This is a genomic window from Archangium lansingense (assembly GCF_026626635.1).
GTDB classification, from domain to species: domain Bacteria; phylum Myxococcota; class Myxococcia; order Myxococcales; family Myxococcaceae; genus Archangium; species Archangium lansingense.
This window is the reverse complement of the sequence record NZ_JAPNKA010000001.1, coordinates 13109715-13124356: the sequence shown is the minus strand read 5'-3', so window position 1 is coordinate 13124356 and position 14642 is coordinate 13109715. Positions and strand designations below refer to the sequence as shown.

The following is a 14642-nucleotide window of genomic DNA, read 5'->3' as shown; positions in this document are numbered from 1 at the left end:
GTAAGCAACCTCAATCCTTCAGGTTGCAATCCAGGGATTCCTGGTTAGTCTCCGCCTCCATGGACACTCCGATTTCCGCCCGGACCGCCATCCTGATGTCGCTGATAGGGGAGCGGGGCTTCGGGCTGGAGATCATCGAGAGGGTCCGGGAGAGGACGAACGGGAAGATTCTGCTGAACGAGGGGTCTGTGTATCCGGCGCTCAAGGCGCTCGAGCGGGAGGGGTTGCTGCGCAGCTTCGAGGGAGAGCCCCTGCCTGAAAGAGGCGGACGTCCGAGGCGTTACTACGAGTTGACGGGTGAGGGTCGGAAGGTGGCCAGGGAGCAGCGCACGGCGTTGCTCAACCTGCTGCAAACGGCGGAGGCATTCTAAATGGACATCCAGCACCCGAATGATCCCCGGCAGCAGTTCCCGCTATTGAGTGCGTTCGGGATGGAGGGCGACGTCGAGGACGGGCTCACCAACTCGCACCGTCCCGTGCTGGCCGCGGACCTCACCCGGAAGGAGCGCGAGCCGCTGCCCCCGCCCGAGGCCCAGGCAGCTGAGCAGGGCGACGAGGAGGACTCCATCATCTGGGTCTCTCCGGTGGCCCCGGTGCATCAGGTGGTGCGGCGGGTGGAGGGCTTCCTCGGTCTGGTGTGCCGGTGGGTGCCCGCGCGTGTCGCCAACGAGGAGCTGGGTGACGCCCTGGAGCGCATCCATACGCTGGCCGGTGTCGGGATTCCTGCGTGGATGCTCTATGCCCAGGCGGGGGTGTCCGCCTTCTGGGCGCTCGTCCATACGGTGCAGGATGCCGCCATCCGGCTCACCCGGACGCAGCGAGCGGAGCGGTAGGCGCTAGCCCTTCAGCAGGTTCTTCATCACGAACCAGACGTTGGCGGGGCGCTCGGCGAGCCGGCGCATGAAGTACGGGTACCAGTGCTTGCCATAGGGCACGTAGATGCGCACCGGGTGGCCCTCGTCCACCAGCCGCTCCTGCAAGTCCCTGCGGATGCCATAGAGCATCTGGAACTCGAAGGCGCCGCGAGGCAGTCCCTTCTTCCGGGCATACGCCAGCGTCTCCTCAATCATCCGCTCATCGTGCGTGGCGATGCCGTGGTACAGCCCGCTGTCGAGGAGGATGCGCATGACGCGGAGGTAGTTCTCATCCACGTCCTTCTTCTCCTGGAAGGCGATGTCGGGTCCTTCCAGGTAGGCGCCCTTGCACAGGCGAATGCGGATGCGCTCGGCGCACAAGGCGCGGGCATCGGCCTCGGTGCGGTACAGGTAGCTCTGCAGCACCGCGCCCACGTGTGGCTCGCCGAACTCCTGGTGCAGCGCGCGCACCACGTCCAGCGTGGCCTGGGTGACCTCGCCTTGCTCCATGTCCACGCGCACGAAGGAGCCGCGTCGCTTCGCGTCGGCCACCACCTCGCGTGCATTGCGCAGCGCCAGCTCCCGGTCGAAGAGCAGCCCGCATTGCGTGAGCTTCAGCGACACGTTGCCGCGCACCCCCACCTGGTCGATGCGCGCCAGCAGCCGCTGGTACTCGTGCACCTCGTCGAGCGTCTCGTCCGGATTGCACACCGCCTCGTTGAGGTGGTCGAAGGAGACCGTCAGTCCTCGCGCGTTGAGCCCCTTCACCGCGGCCACGGCCTCCTCCAGCGTCTCGCCGGCGATGAAGCGGCGGGCGATGCGCCGCAAGGCGGGGACGCCGGTGGCAACGTCCTTCAATCCCTCGCGGCGCGAGAGGAACATCAGGGCGGAGCGGGACAACTGCGTGGCCTGGTCCATGGGTTCCTTTACGGGTCGTGTCGGGCGAGGAAGTCGCCGACGAGAGCGTTGAAGGCCTCGGTGTGGCTCATGTACGGCAGGTGGCTGGCCCCGCGGATGACCTCCAGGCACGAGCCGGGGATGCGCGCGGCCACGTCTCGGGCATACGAGAGCGGCACCAGCAAATCCCTGGCGCCGTGGACGACGAGGGTGGGCACGCGCAGGCGCTCGAGGTCATCCAGGTAGTCCGCGGCGAGGATGTCCCGCAGCCGCCGCAGCAGCTCCAAGGGGGACAGCCGGCGCGCCTCGCGGACGATTTCGGCCCGGCCCTCGGGAGGCAGGTGGATTCCCCCCAGCACCCGGGCCGCCGTGGGCGCGAAGAGGTAGGCGAAGGGTTTGGGCATGCGCACCAGCGTGGACAGGGCCAAGGCCCAGCGTCGCACCCGATGCACGCTGGCCACCGGCGACACCAGCACCAGCGCCTTGATGCGCTCGGGGTGGGCCAGCGCGTAGGCAAGGGAGATGAGGCTGCCGAAGGACGAGCCCACCAGGGAGAAGCGCTCGGGAAGACTCGCGTCCGGGTGCTCCAGCGCGGCGAGGTTCCACTGCAGCGGCGTGTGCGTCAGGGGCGTCTGTTGCGTCGGGGTCCACAGCAGGAGCCGCCGCTCGGTGGCCAAGGGACGCATGGGGGCGAACGAACGGCCGGACGCTCCCAGTCCTGGCAGGCACAGCACGGTCCGCGAGGCGTTGAGGTTGCTGCCGGGAAAGGTGAAGAGCCGGATGGGGTGGCCACGCACCAGTCGCTGCTCACACGCCAATTCATAGCCCCGTTGGATGTCTTCCGGCTCGGGGACGAGTCGCGGCGGGGCGGGGGGATGGGTGGCTTCATGCATGGCAGGCTCGGATGAGGAGGTGGTGCACGCGCGTGGCAATCCGGTCGCGAAAGTGTTTCAGCCGGGACTCGGGTGCATCCACGGGGGGGGGGGCCAGCGAGGGGCCGATGACGAAGGTCATCTTCACGGGCAAGGGCAGTGGACCCAAACCCATCCCCAAGGGCACTCGGTATTTCTCTCCAGGTGCGAGCGGGACACACCAGCGTTCATTCGTTGAGCAAAGAAAGATGTCATCCACGCCAAAGCCAGCGAAGGGCACGATGGGGACGCCTGACTGGGCGGCCAACCGCACGAAGCCGAGCGTCCCCTCCCAGCGCAGCGTGTAATGGTGCTGGGGTTTCTTGAATGTCTCCCAGGCGCCGCCCGGATAGCAGACGACGAGGTGTCCTTGCTTCAACATGGACAATGCGTTCTCTCGGGTGCCCTCGACACCGCCCAACCAGGGCAGCACGGTTCTCACCAGGGGTATCTTGAAGAAGCCTCGCTCGGCCAGCCCCAATGGGTAGCGGCCTGTAGCGCGATGTATCAAATGGAAGAAGGCAGGCGTCTCGTAACCCCAGAGGCCGTGATTGCCTACGAGCAGCACCGGGCCTCGGGCAGGCAGGTGCTCGGCGCCCAGCAGGCGGGCTCGGTGATAGCGGGCAGAGAGGGCCGCGCCGGTCTCGGCGAACCGGAAGACCGCGCGGCGCAAGGGGTTCTGGGCGGCATCCACGGGGTCAGAAAATGGCGATGCCCCAACCCGATGACAGACTCCCTCCGCGCGCCTGCCTGCCACCCCTTCCCATCTGCTGGAAAAGTCGTATGGGGAATGCAACTTTCAACGCCTGTCAGGAAGGGGGGAGGGCCCGGAGAGCGAGCGACCTCCGGCCTCGGTGGTTGTCCGCACCTGGAGGGGTGTCGATGGTTGTGGGGCCATGGGGCCTTTCGAGATGCTGTCAGGGAAGCAAGGGGAGCTGCTGGCGTGCTTTGAGGCGTTGGCACCGGGTGAGGAGGGGTTGCCACCGCCCGAGCGGGTGGAGGAGATGCTCGAGTCGCTCTGGCTGCACGTGCGGCTGACGGAGCGTCACCTGCAGCCCTTGGTGGTGCGAGTGGAAGGGCAGGCACGGGCCCTCCAGGAGGCCGAGGTCCTCCTGGCCATGCACGAGCTGATGGCCGAGCTGGAATGGTTTCCGCGCGGCAGTCTGGAGTGGCAGGTGCGGTTGATGGCCCTGGAGGACGCGGCGGTTGCCCATGTCCGTTCTCTGGAGCTCCAACTCTTTCCCCAGCTCGCCGAAGCGCTGGATGAGCGCGAACAATTGGACCTCGTCCGGGCCCTGGCGGCCACGCGCGAAGCTTTGTGGATGGAAATGCGGCGCACCCGTTCGGGGTTCCAGACGTTGGATCAGCACGAGTCCTGTTTGTCTTGAGGCTGAACGGGCTTTCAGTTGCTGACAACAATCATCACGTCAGACGCAAACTTTATTTATTTTTAATCGACAAGTCGTGTATGGGTGCAGTTATGACTGGGCAGCTGTTGAATAGAACAGCCCCTGGTACAGCAACCCCCAAGGTGGTCCGGCTCTCCCCGGAGACGGCCCACTGAGAGAGGATACACGAGCATGTCGGTCGATAAGGCATTCCGGGAGATGGTTCGTAACGAGATTGAGGCGCAGCTCAAGCCCCTGCGTGACCTGGTGTCGCGTCTGGAGGCGGGCACGGCGGATCTCGATCGTCTCCGCACCGTGGCGGAGCAGCTGGCGCCGCTGGCTGGCGCGGTGGGCCCCCTGTTTGGCGTGGCCGCTGGTAGCCGCGGTGCTGCAGCAGCGCCGGTCCGTCGTGGCCCGGGCCGTCCGGCTCGCGCCGCCTCGGCTCCCGCGCCGGTGTCGGGTGGCAAGAAGCGCGGCCGCAAGCCGGCCGCCGAGGGTGGGTCCCGTGAGTGCGCCATCCGGGGCTGCGGCAAGCCCAGCCGCACCAAGGGCTACTGCGCCGCGCACTACCAGAAGCTGCGCATGCTGGAGAAGACCAACCGCCGCCCGACGAACTGGGTGGACTACGCTGAGTCCAACAGCGTGGAGGACATCAAGCTGCCGCGTGGCCGCGCCGCTGCCAAGGCGCTCGCCGAGGCCAAGAACGCGGGCTGAGCCGCACTCCGGCTGAGCCGGAATTGGACCGGACCCTTCCATTCTCCCTGGTAGAGGGTCCGGTTCTTGCGGGCACGTCGTGAGCCCGCCATTGTTGGGCATCATGAACAAGCGCGAGCTGGAACCCGGAATCTTCACCGACCTGGCCGGACGGACCACGTACGGCGACTACTTGCAGCTGGACCGTCTGCTGTCCGCGCAGGTGCCTCGCTCGCAGCCGCCGCACCATGACGAGCTGCTGTTCATCATCCAGCATCAGACGAGCGAGCTGTGGATGAAGCTGCTCGTGCATGAGCTGACGGCCGTCATTCGTTATATCCAGGCGGACAACCTGGAGCCCTCGTTCAAAATCTTCTCCCGCGTGGGCCACATCCAGCGGATGCTCTTCGAGCAGTGGAGCGTGCTGGAGACACTCACTCCCAATGAGTACCTCGAGTTCCGGGGCGCGCTGGGACAGGCCTCGGGCTTTCAGAGCTACCAGTACCGCGCGTTGGAGTTCTTGCTCGGCCACAAGGACGAGCACTCGCTGGGGCCCTTCAAGCACATGCCGGGCGTGCATGCCCAGCTCGAGCTCTTCCTGCACTCGCCCAGTGTATATGACGAGTTCCTGCGGCACCTGGCGCGCCAGGGCCATGCGGTGCCGGCGGACCGCGTCGAGCGCGACTGGCGCCTGCCTTATGAGAAGAGCACCGGGGTGATGGAGGTGTTCCGCCACATCTACGAGAATCCCGAGAAGCACTGGGATGCCTACGAGATGTGCGAGAAGTTGGTGGACGTGGAGGAGCGCTTCCAGCTCTGGCGCTACCGGCACATGATGACGGTGATGCGAGTCATCGGTTTCAAGCCGGGCACCGGTGGCTCCTCGGGCGTGGGCTTCCTTCGCAAGGCGTTGGACTTGCGCTTCTTCCCGGAGCTCTGGGACGTGCGCACCGAGCTCGCTCCCCCGGGAAGCAGGTAGGGCTTCCCACGCGGCTGCCCGGGGCGTCTCCCATTCCTAGCTTGAGCAGGAAAAGGAGGAGACACCATGGGCGAGCACGACAGGCCGAAGCGCGAGCCCCCGCTTCCAGAGGATGACGAGGGGCGTCCGAAACGTCAGGCCGGAGACCGGCCGGTTCCCACACCAGGGCATGTCGGCAATCTTCCCGATGACGCCCCCGGCCCCGGCAAGCCGGTCGTCTTTCCGCCCCGGGAGCCGCGGGACTGAGTGTTCACCACGGGAGGAGGGTGCATTGGGTCCCTCCTCCCCTCGTGCTAGAGCAGCCCCATGCTCGCGCTCACCCTCGCCGCAGTGCTCGCAGCAAATCCCAATCCCGTCGACGCCTGGTCTCGCAAGGCCTGCCCTCCTCCAAAGCAGACGCCTGACTCCAACGTCGAAATGAAGTTCATGGAGCAGCAGCGCGCCGAGTGCCTGAAGAAGGCCATGAACAAGGCGCTCGACAAAGTCATCGTCCCCCTCAAGAAGTCCAAGCCTCCCGCCTTCAAGGAGTGGATGTCCTTGCAGGCCGACTACAACCGCTGGATGGCCGAGGCCTGCGCCGCCGTCGAGGAGGCCAACTGGGTGGACCTCTCCACCGGCGAGCGCTCCATGGGCACTGGCTATGGTTTCACCGAGAGCCAGTGTCTCCAGCGTCAGTTCTCCTGGCGGGGCTTCTACGCGGATGCTTGGGCTCGCAAGGACTGGAACGGGATTCAGAAGGCGCTCGAGGGCTTCGCCGAGTCCGCCCGCAAGGCCCGCGACACCCTCCAGTCCTACCGCTCCAAGGCGCAGGCCGCTGCCTCCCGCGCTCCCGCTCATGTCGAGGAGTCCGACCTCCCCATGCGCCAGCTCGCCCAGGCGGACTGGAAGCCCTATATGGAGCGCCTGGAGCGCGCCGCCTCCGGCCCCGAGGCCCTCTCCCGCCGCCAGTGCGCCCTCCACCCCAGTCCTCCCACCGATTGCGCCCAGCGCTTCTCCGAGAGCCTCGCCGCTCAGCTCGATTTCTCAGACGCTCTCAGCAATCAAGAAAGTGGGAACTAGCGGTACGACGCCGGGGGGATGTCAGACTGCTTTGCAACATGGCATTCATCATGACTGCCATGTTGAGCCCCGCTCCTCTGTCGCATCTCGAGTTCCCTCCTCTGCGCCGGAAGGGGCTCGAGCTGGTCTCGCGCTCCGTTACCTCTCGCTCGGCTGCGCTCCACGCCTATGCGGCCTCTCAGCTGGGCGCTGAGCTCATCGCCACCTACGGCGCTGGCCGGGGCTCCGCTGGCAACAGCTCCTGGCTCCTGCTCTCCGGGCTCGAAATCCACCTCGGCCAGAGCGTCCTCGCCCCGGACCTCATCGGCTGGCGGCGCGAGCGCCTGCCGCGCATGTCTCGGGGCTCCTCCGGCATCGCGCTCGCCCCGGACTGGGTCTGCGAGGTGCTCTCCCACCCCGAGGAGCGCGCCCAGCTGCTGCCCCTCTACGCCCACGAGGGCATCCGCCACGTCTGGCTGGTGGACCCCGAGGTGCGCACCCTGGAAGTCCTCCAGCTCGACGGCCGCCGCTATTCGCTGACCGCCTTGCACTCGGGGACAGGCACCGTCCGTGCCGAACCTTTTGGTGCCCTGGAGCTTCCGTTGCGCCTCCTGTGGGCGGAGTGAACGGCTAATCTGCGGTCCTTATGGCCGCCGAGTCGCTCGTCTTCGAGAAGGCCCACGTTCTCTGCTACCGCACCTTCGACATCGCCGAGGAGATCAACCTCGAGCAGGCTCGCCGGGTCATCTCCTCGGATGCTCGCCGCCTGAAGCTCGGCCGCGAGAACAGCCAGTACCTTCAGCTCCCCAACCCCCCGTTGGCCTTCGAGCTGGGCCGGCGCGCGCTCGCCCTGCGCCAGGGGCCCGTCACCGTGGACGTGACGGCGCGCCTCTTCGACCATGGCGCCGCCTCCATCATCCTGCGCGTCCCGGTGGCCCCGGGCACCACGCTCGAGCCGCTCATCGCGCTCGCCGATGAGCTCTATGACAGCGTGGCCCTCGAGGAGCTCGCGCTGGAGCTCATCGAGTCGGTGCGCAAGATGATTGCCCCGGCCGTGCAGGGGCCGCACCTGTGGGATCAGAACGAGAGCTACACCGTCCTCTTCGTCGAGCGGATTGAGGGCAACCCCTCCGCCGAGGAGCTGCTGGCGCGCGCGGACCTGGCGCGGGTGCTGCTCGGCGAGGTGAACGACAAGCCGCTGTCCGCCCGCGAGCGCGAGGCCGTCACCCAGTCGCGCTTCAGCTACACCGTGGATGACCTGGCCGTCATCGACTGGAACAGCGCCTTCGTCTACGAGCCCTCCGGCTCCAGTGACATCCCCGATCTCTTGGAGGTGGCCAACGCCCAGCTCCTCGAGTTCCGCTACTACGACTACCTGCTGGATGCCCATATTGGCCGCATCCACGATGAGGTGCAGGCCCGGCGCCACGGCTTCCTCGCCCTCTTCCGCAGCCCCTACCGCGCCCTGGCCCGCGAGACGCTCGCCACCCTGGTGGACCTCAACGAGTTCATCGAGCGCGTGGAGAACAGCCTCAAAATCATTGGCGATTTCTACCTGGCCAAGGTCTACGAGGCCTCCGTCAAGCGCATGCGCATTCCGGCCTGGCAGGCCTCCGTCACGCGCAAGCAGCAGCTGCTGGCCCAGACGTACAGCCTGCTCAAGGGCGAGGTGGACACGGATCGCTCCCTCACCCTGGAGCTCACCATCGTCCTGCTCATCGTCCTGGAGATCCTCTTCGCCTTCCTCCGGGTCTTCGAGTAGGCGCCCCCGCAAGTGAGCCGTTGGACATCCGGGCAAACCCGGGAGTTCCGACTATCCTGAAGCGGACGCTCCGCCGAAGAGGCGGTGGGAAGCGGATGGTAGTCGTGGAAAACTCCTATCTCATGCTCGGTACTGATGTGGACCGGGCCTGGGGGGTGGGGCATGCAGGTGCCCGGAAGCAATTTCGTCGCTGCGGTGGAGCGCATGTCGCGCGCGCTGGAGCAGCTTGCGTCAGCTCCGTCGGCCACGGCCGTGCTGCAGGAGGTGGTGCGCTGTGCCGCCTCCTCTGTGGGGCTGGAGCGCGCGGCCATCGCCTGGTTGGACGTGGATGGACTGCTGCTGACCCATGCCACCCCTGGGGTGTGTCCCGAGGCAGTGGGCAGGTGTGGACGCCTCCTATTGGAGGCCCCGCGTCAGGAGCCCGTGCCCTGGCTGTTCCACCAGACGGAGTCGGGGCTGGAGCCGGCGCTCACCACGGTGATGGACGGGCTGGGGGCGGCGTCGCTGCTGGCCCTGCCCGTGCGCGCCTCGGGCGGGGGGCATGTGGGCTTGCTGATGGGGCCCTCGCCGGAGCCGCGCACCTTCTCTCCCGAGGAGATGCGGCGCTTCACCCTCTATGCGCAGCTGGCGGGGCTGGCCATCGAGCGCGGCCGGTGGGTGGAGTCCGCGCGCAGCTCCGCGCTGCAGGCTCGGGCCGAGGCGGAGCATGCTGAGTTGCTGCGCCTCACCAGCTTCCAGGCGGTGACGGAGGCCTTCGGCCGCGCCCTCACCCGTGAGGACGTGGGCCGGGTCGTGTTGGAGCTGGGCGTGCCCGCGGTGGGCGCGTTGGCCGGCACGGTGCACCAGGTCTCGGCGGATGGGCGCTCGGTGGAGCTGGTGTCGGCGGTGGGCGTCGGTGAGGCGCACCTCGCCCCCCTGCGCTCGATGCCGAGGGAGACGCCCCTGCACGAGATGCCCGGCTTCGACGCCGCGGCCCGTGGCATGCCGGTGTGGCTGGAGTCTCCCGAGGAGGCTCGGGCTCGCTACCCCGCTTTCGGAGCGTACATGGCGCACCAGTCCTGCCAGGCCTATGCCTTCTTGCCCCTGTGCGTGGAGCAGCGAAACCTGGGGGTGCTGACCTTTGGTTTCGTTCAGGCTCGGCGCTTCACCGAGCTGCAGCGCACCCTCATGCTGGGGCTGGCCCGCCAGTGCGCCCAGGCCATGGAGCGCGCCCGCCTCTATGAGAACGAGCGCACGGCTCGTCTCCAGGCGGAGGCCGCTGGGCAGCGACTGCAGCTCCTGGCCGACGCGGGCGTGCTGCTGTCCGGCTCCCTGGAGTGGGAGACGACCGTGTCTGGAGTGGCGCAGCTCGCGGTGGGTGGCTTCTCGGACTGGTGCGCGGTGGACTTCCTCGACGACCACGGCGCCCTGCGGCGGCTCACCGTGAAGCATGTGAATCCCGAGCGCGCGCTGATGCATGACAAGATCGAGGTCTTCTGCCCGGAGCGGGCACGGCCCTCGGCGATCACGGATGTGGTGCGCACCGGACGCTCGCAGCTCGTCACCGGACTGGTGCCTCTCTTCACGCGCAAGGTGGAGGCGCGTCCCGAGGTTGGTGCTGGGGCTCAGTCCGAGGGGGGCTCGTTCATCATCGTTCCGCTGATAGCGCGCCAGCGCACCCTGGGCGCCATGTCCTTCGTGCGCGGGCCGGAGCGCTCGCCCTTCACCGACGCGGACCGCGCGCTCGCCGAGGACCTGGCCGCCCGCGCGGGGATGGCCATCGACAACGCACGTTTGTTGCGCAAGGCCCGCTCCGCCGAGGCCGAGTCCCGCCGCAACGCCGCGCGCCTGCGCATCCTCGTGGAGGTGGACCAGCTGCTGGCCGAGGCTGGCCTGGACCTGCCCGCGGTGCTGGATGTGATTGCCCGCAAGGTGTCCGAGGTGATGGGGGATGGGTGCGTGCTGCAGCTCATGGCCGAGGACGGGGCCTTCCTGGAGCCTGTCACCATCCACCACCCGGAGCCGGAGGCGCGCTGGATGCTGGCGGGCACCGTGCACGCGCGGCGGCAGAAGGTGGGCGAGGGGTTCCACGGGAGCGCCGTCTCCCACGGGCGCGCGGTGCTGCTGCCGGACATCGATGTGGAGGAGGCGCGGGCCTCCGGTGGACTGCCCGAGTACCTGCCCTACCTGGACCGCTACGGGCCGCAGAGCTTGCTGGTGGTGCCGCTGGCGGTAAAGGGGCGCGTGTTCGGCAGCCTGGGCGTGGTGCGGGATGTGGCGGGCGGCCGGCCCTATGGCGAGGACGACCAGATGCTGCTGCAGAGCCTCGCCGAGCGCGCCGCCCTGGCCATCGAGGACGCGCGGCTGTACGGCGCGGCCACCGAGGCAGTGAGGCTGCGGGATGACTTCCTCTCGGTGGCGGGGCACGAGCTGAAGACGCCGCTGAGCGCGCTGCGGCTGCAGATTCAGATGCTGGCACGTACGGCGCGGGAGGTGGCCACCACGCCGGGACTGGCTCAGCGCGTGGAGAAGGCCGAGCGCACCAGCGAGCGGCTGGGCGCCCTCATTGACGAGCTGCTGGACGCGGGCCGCATTACCTCGGGGCGGATGAAGCTGGAGCGCGAGGACGTGGACCTGGCGACGCTGACGCGCGACACCGTGGGGCGCATGTCCGAGGCGCTCGCCCGCGCCGGCAGCGAGGTGAAGCTGCTGGCTGATACCTCCGTGCCAGGGCGCTGGGACCGCGTGCGTCTGGAGCAGGTGGTGGGCAACTTGTTGTCCAATGCCGCCAAGTACGGGCGCGGCCAGCCCGTCGAGGTGCGCGTGGAGTCAGGCCCCGATGGTCGGGCCCGGCTGGTGGTGAAGGACAACGGGATTGGCATTGCCCCCGAGGACCAGGCCCGCATCTTCGAGCGCTTCGAGCGCGCCGTGAATGGCAAGCAGTTCCATGGACTCGGGCTGGGGCTGTGGATTTCTCGGGAGATCATCGAGTCCCACGGCGGGCACATCCTCGTGCAGAGCGCTCCCGGCGAGGGGTCCACGTTTACGGTGGAGCTGCCTCGGGAGTAGGGGCCCGAGTAGGGCTCTCGGGGGACAACCCGGGGGGCGTGGCACCCTCACCCCCACCCTCTCCCGGAGGGCGAGGGGGCGTCGGCGGGCGAGGGGGCTGGCGCGGGCGCGGGGGGTATACGCGGAATCAGGAATTCTTCTGCCTGCTTGTGCCTCGGCCAGGGGAGCCTGGCTCCTATGTGTCCCCTCCCCGGAGGCTGGGATACGCTGGGCCTCGAATCACCCTTAGGAAGGTGGAGAGCCCGTTTGACCCGTGCCGATGGCAGCAACCGCACCGCGGTTCGCGCGGATAGCCCTCTCTTCGGCGAGCTCCTACTCAAGCTCGGCATCGTCACGCCCAATCAGATCGAAGAGGCCCTCGCCCTCCAGTCCCTCAATGGTCAGCGGCTCGGCGAGGCTCTCATCTCCCTGGGCTACGTCACCCGCCAGCAGATCCAGGACGCCCTCGGAGAGGCGCTCGGTCTTCACGACAACCCGACTCAGGGCTTCACCCCCGCGCAGCCTCCGCTGGGTGAGCTGCTCGTGGGCCTCAAGTACCTCACTGTCGCCCAGCTCGACGAGGCGCTCGCCCTCCAGCGCCGCACCGGTCGCAAGCTGGGGGAAATCGTCGTCGAGCACGGGTACTGCACCTACAAGCAGCTCTACGAAGGCCTTGGGCTCCAGAACCGCGTCTCCGGTCGCCAGGAGTCTCCCGCTCGCACCCAGGTGCAGGAGGGCGGCAACCACCGCGTCATGGTCGTCGACGACAGCCCCCTGGCCTGTGCCTTCGTCCAGGAAGGGCTCGTGTCGCTCGGCTACGAGGTCATCTGCTTCCAGGACCCGTACGAGGCCCTTGAGCAGGTGGGCAAGGTGCAGCCGGCCATCGTTCTGAGCGACCTGGATATGCCCGGCATCGACGGCATGGAGCTGTGCCGCCGTCTCAAGGAAGGCCCCAGCCGGGCCATGCCCGTCATCATCCTCACCGCCAACGACAACGACACCGAGCGCGTGAAGGGCCTGCGCGCGGGCGCGGATGACTACGTCAACAAGTCCGCCTCCATGGACGAGCTCGCCGCGCGCATCGATAGCGTCATGCGCCGCACCGGTGAGACGGAGCGGATGCGCAAGCTCTTCGCCCGCTACACCTCCGACGCCGTCGTCGAGGAGATCCTCAAGAGCCCCGACTCGGTGGTGCTCACCGGTGAGAAGCGCGAGGTCACCATCCTCTTCGCGGACATCCGCAACTTCACCGGGCTCGCGGACAGTCTCCCGCCAGAGCAGACCGTCGGTGTGTTGAACCAGGTGCTGGGCGGGCTGTCCGACGCGGTGCTCACCTGCGGCGGGACGTTGGACAAGTTCCTCGGTGACGGGCTCATGGCCGTCTTCGGTGCGCCCGTGTTCCGCGAGGACGATGCGCTGCGTGCGCTCCAGTCCGCGAAGATGATGATGGCCTTCATGGTCGAGCTGCGCGAGCGCGCCGAGGCCGAGTGGGCCACCACCCGCCAGGGCCGCCCCCTCACGCTCGAGCTGGGCATTGGCATCAACTCGGGCATGGCCGTGGCTGGCAACATCGGCGGCTCCATGCGCACCGAGTACACCTGCATCGGCGACTCGGTGAATGTGGCCGCGCGCCTGTGCGCCCTCGCCGGGCCTGGGGAGATTCTGGTCGGCGAGCGCACCGTCGAGCTGCTCACCGGTCATGAGTCGGGCTTCGAGGAGCTTCCCCCTGTGCGCCTCAAGGGCAAGCCCCACCCGGTGCCCCTCTTCCGCGCCCTCTGGTAGGTCACGAACAGCCTCCTGCGCCCATTCCTGGCACAGGGGCGGGGGCTGTCGACCGCAATCACGTCCGGCAGGGCACCACGGCGTCAGGCGCTGGTGGGGCGGGAAATCTCCTCGGCCCATCGCGGCTCATTATCTTCTCTCCATCACACCCGTTCGGCCCACCCCACCGACACCTGTGGAGGCTGAGATGAGCATCGCGGCGGCGACGCGGCAAGCGTATGCGGTTGTAGCGGAAGCGAAGTCGACGGCATTCCGGGAAGCTACGAGCCAGCCCTCCCGAGAGTCGGCGCTACAGAGCGTCGTGAAATGGATTCCGAGCGAGGCCCTCGGTAGCTATATCGCCCTGGTGGGCGTGGTGGCCCCCGAGAACGACGGGGGCCGGTGGGCTCTCTTCGTGATCGGCGCCGCGCTGGTCTGCATGTTCCTGCTGCTCAATGTCGCGCTCGCCAACAAGCAGGGCGCCGCGGAGTGGCTGGCCCAGAAGAAGCAAGGCGATCCTCCGAAGCTCGCGGGCTGGCGCCTGTTCGGAGTGCTCGTCCTATCGCTCGCCTCGTTCGTGGCGTGGGCGTGCGCGCTGCCGGGCACCCCCTTCCTCACGCTGAATCCCGATGCCACGCAGTGGGGGGGTGGGGTGGCGGTCGTGTGGTCGCTCCTTCTGCCGAAGGTGGCGGAGCTCTTGGACTTGAGGTTGCCATCAGTCTGAGGTCTGGCTCGTGTGGCGCTCGATGCTTCCGAGGGGGGCGCGCGGCTGATAAGAGGACTCCGTGACGCCGCGCCGCCGCCCCCATCTGATGGTCATCTTCCTGCCGTTCGCCTTCGTGGCCATCGGCATCACCGTGTGGCTCGGCCTCCGCGGCAAGCACGACCCTGGCGCTGCCCAGGTCCACGCCGACTTCGCCCGCCTCCTCTCCGCCCTCGAGGCCTACCGCGCCGAGCACGGCTCCATCCCCGACGAGGGGGATTTGTCCTTCCTCGTGCCGAAGTACCTCCCCGCCGTGCCCACCGACCCCTGGGGCCACCCCTATGCCTTCGCGAGCGATGGGCAGCGGCCCTTCCTTCAGTCCTATGGCCAGGATGGGCTGCGCGGTGGCAATGGTGCCAATCAGGACCACACCAACCATGACGGGCATGCGGCAGTGGGGACTCGGTAGGGGCGCGGTGGTGTAGACCCTCACCCCAACCCTCTCCCAGAGGGAGAGGGAGCTTGCACGGAGAGGGGAGGGGCGTCCTGGTGCGCACTCTCGTGGCCGGGGGCCTCCTGGCCCTTCGTGCAATGGTCATCCTCTCGTCGAGGGTTTTCCTGAGAGAGGG

15 protein-coding genes are annotated in these 14642 nt (G+C 67.9%); 12 read left to right on the top strand and 3 right to left on the bottom strand.

Annotated features, from left to right (window positions below; translation table 11 throughout):
* Window positions 1-59 precede the first annotated feature (59 nt).
* Entirely contained in the window at window positions 60-371 is a 312-nt protein-coding gene (locus OV287_RS52920) for a PadR family transcriptional regulator (protein ID WP_267541712.1), read from the top strand.
* Window positions 372-833: a hypothetical protein gene (locus OV287_RS52915; RefSeq protein ID WP_267541711.1), complete on the top strand. Its 462-nt coding sequence runs from the start codon at window positions 372-374 to the stop codon at window positions 831-833.
* 3 nt (window positions 834-836) lie between these two features.
* Here OV287_RS52915 and OV287_RS52910 read toward each other — a convergent pair whose 3' ends face one another.
* The 3 genes from OV287_RS52910 to OV287_RS52900 are packed head-to-tail and all read right to left on the bottom strand — an operon-like array spanning window position 837 to window position 3335.
* A complete protein-coding gene (locus OV287_RS52910; protein WP_267541710.1) occupies window positions 837-1772 on the bottom strand; it encodes a proline dehydrogenase family protein in 936 nt (311 codons plus the stop codon).
* Between the two features lie 8 nt (window positions 1773-1780).
* Window positions 1781-2644: an alpha/beta fold hydrolase gene (locus OV287_RS52905; RefSeq protein WP_267541709.1), complete on the bottom strand. Its 864-nt coding sequence runs from the start codon at window positions 2642-2644 to the stop codon at window positions 1781-1783.
* Window positions 2637-3335, bottom strand: coding sequence for a lysophospholipid acyltransferase family protein (locus tag OV287_RS52900; RefSeq protein WP_267541708.1), 699 nt, complete (start codon window positions 3333-3335; stop codon window positions 2637-2639). The genes OV287_RS52905 and OV287_RS52900 overlap by 8 nt, the downstream gene beginning before the upstream one ends.
* 223 nt (window positions 3336-3558) lie before the next feature.
* Here OV287_RS52900 and OV287_RS52895 point away from each other — a divergent pair, with 223 nt between their 5' ends.
* The 10 genes from OV287_RS52895 to OV287_RS52850 all read left to right on the top strand — a co-directional run bounded on the left by OV287_RS52895 (window position 3559) and on the right by OV287_RS52850 (window position 14482).
* Window positions 3559-4050, top strand: a complete 492-nt coding sequence (locus tag OV287_RS52895; protein WP_267541707.1) for a hemerythrin domain-containing protein — start codon at window positions 3559-3561, stop codon at window positions 4048-4050.
* A 192-nt stretch (window positions 4051-4242) separates the two neighbouring features.
* Window positions 4243-4764: a cell wall protein gene (locus tag OV287_RS52890; protein ID WP_267541706.1), complete on the top strand. Its 522-nt coding sequence runs from the start codon at window positions 4243-4245 to the stop codon at window positions 4762-4764.
* Between the two features lie 91 nt (window positions 4765-4855).
* On the top strand, window positions 4856-5722 hold the full coding sequence (locus OV287_RS52885; RefSeq protein ID WP_267542592.1) for a tryptophan 2,3-dioxygenase: 867 nt from the start codon (window positions 4856-4858) through the stop codon (window positions 5720-5722).
* Between the two features lie 306 nt (window positions 5723-6028).
* Window positions 6029-6781 (top strand): hypothetical protein, encoded by a 753-nt coding sequence (locus OV287_RS52880; protein WP_267541705.1) that lies wholly within the window; start codon window positions 6029-6031, stop codon window positions 6779-6781.
* A 50-nt stretch (window positions 6782-6831) separates the two neighbouring features.
* Window positions 6832-7386 (top strand): Uma2 family endonuclease, encoded by a 555-nt coding sequence (locus OV287_RS52875; protein ID WP_267541704.1) that lies wholly within the window; start codon window positions 6832-6834, stop codon window positions 7384-7386.
* A 20-nt stretch (window positions 7387-7406) separates the two neighbouring features.
* Window positions 7407-8522: a hypothetical protein gene (locus tag OV287_RS52870; RefSeq protein WP_267541703.1), complete on the top strand. Its 1116-nt coding sequence runs from the start codon at window positions 7407-7409 to the stop codon at window positions 8520-8522.
* A gap of 162 nt (window positions 8523-8684) precedes the next feature.
* Window positions 8685-11570 (top strand): GAF domain-containing sensor histidine kinase, encoded by a 2886-nt coding sequence (locus OV287_RS52865; RefSeq protein ID WP_267541702.1) that lies wholly within the window; start codon window positions 8685-8687, stop codon window positions 11568-11570.
* Between the two features lie 177 nt (window positions 11571-11747).
* Complete coding sequence (locus OV287_RS52860; protein ID WP_267541701.1) at window positions 11748-13331, top strand: adenylate/guanylate cyclase domain-containing protein; 1584 nt, start codon at window positions 11748-11750, stop codon at window positions 13329-13331.
* Between the two features lie 301 nt (window positions 13332-13632).
* Window positions 13633-14034 (top strand): hypothetical protein, encoded by a 402-nt coding sequence (locus tag OV287_RS52855; protein WP_267541700.1) that lies wholly within the window; start codon window positions 13633-13635, stop codon window positions 14032-14034.
* A 61-nt stretch (window positions 14035-14095) separates the two neighbouring features.
* Entirely contained in the window at window positions 14096-14482 is a 387-nt protein-coding gene (locus tag OV287_RS52850) for a type II secretion system protein GspG (RefSeq protein WP_267541699.1), read from the top strand.
* Window positions 14483-14642: the final 160 nt, after the last annotated feature.

Bases quoted from the DNA above. Each gene is read 5' to 3' on its own strand.
- OV287_RS52920 (WP_267541712.1), top strand. From the start codon at position 60: ATGGACACTCCGATTTCCGCCCGGACCGCCATCCTGATGTCGCTGATA.
- OV287_RS52915 (WP_267541711.1), top strand. From the start codon at position 372: ATGGACATCCAGCACCCGAATGATCCCCGGCAGCAGTTCCCGCTATTG.
- OV287_RS52910 (WP_267541710.1), bottom strand. From the start codon at position 1,772: ATGGACCAGGCCACGCAGTTGTCCCGCTCCGCCCTGATGTTCCTCTCG.
- OV287_RS52905 (WP_267541709.1), bottom strand. From the start codon at position 2,644: ATGCATGAAGCCACCCATCCCCCCGCCCCGCCGCGACTCGTCCCCGAG.
- OV287_RS52895 (WP_267541707.1), top strand. From the start codon at position 3,559: ATGGGGCCTTTCGAGATGCTGTCAGGGAAGCAAGGGGAGCTGCTGGCG.
- OV287_RS52890 (WP_267541706.1), top strand. From the start codon at position 4,243: ATGTCGGTCGATAAGGCATTCCGGGAGATGGTTCGTAACGAGATTGAG.
- OV287_RS52880 (WP_267541705.1), top strand. From the start codon at position 6,029: ATGCTCGCGCTCACCCTCGCCGCAGTGCTCGCAGCAAATCCCAATCCC.
- OV287_RS52875 (WP_267541704.1), top strand. From the start codon at position 6,832: ATGACTGCCATGTTGAGCCCCGCTCCTCTGTCGCATCTCGAGTTCCCT.
- OV287_RS52870 (WP_267541703.1), top strand. From the start codon at position 7,407: ATGGCCGCCGAGTCGCTCGTCTTCGAGAAGGCCCACGTTCTCTGCTAC.
- OV287_RS52865 (WP_267541702.1), top strand. From the start codon at position 8,685: ATGCAGGTGCCCGGAAGCAATTTCGTCGCTGCGGTGGAGCGCATGTCG.
- OV287_RS52860 (WP_267541701.1), top strand. From the start codon at position 11,748: ATGTGTCCCCTCCCCGGAGGCTGGGATACGCTGGGCCTCGAATCACCC.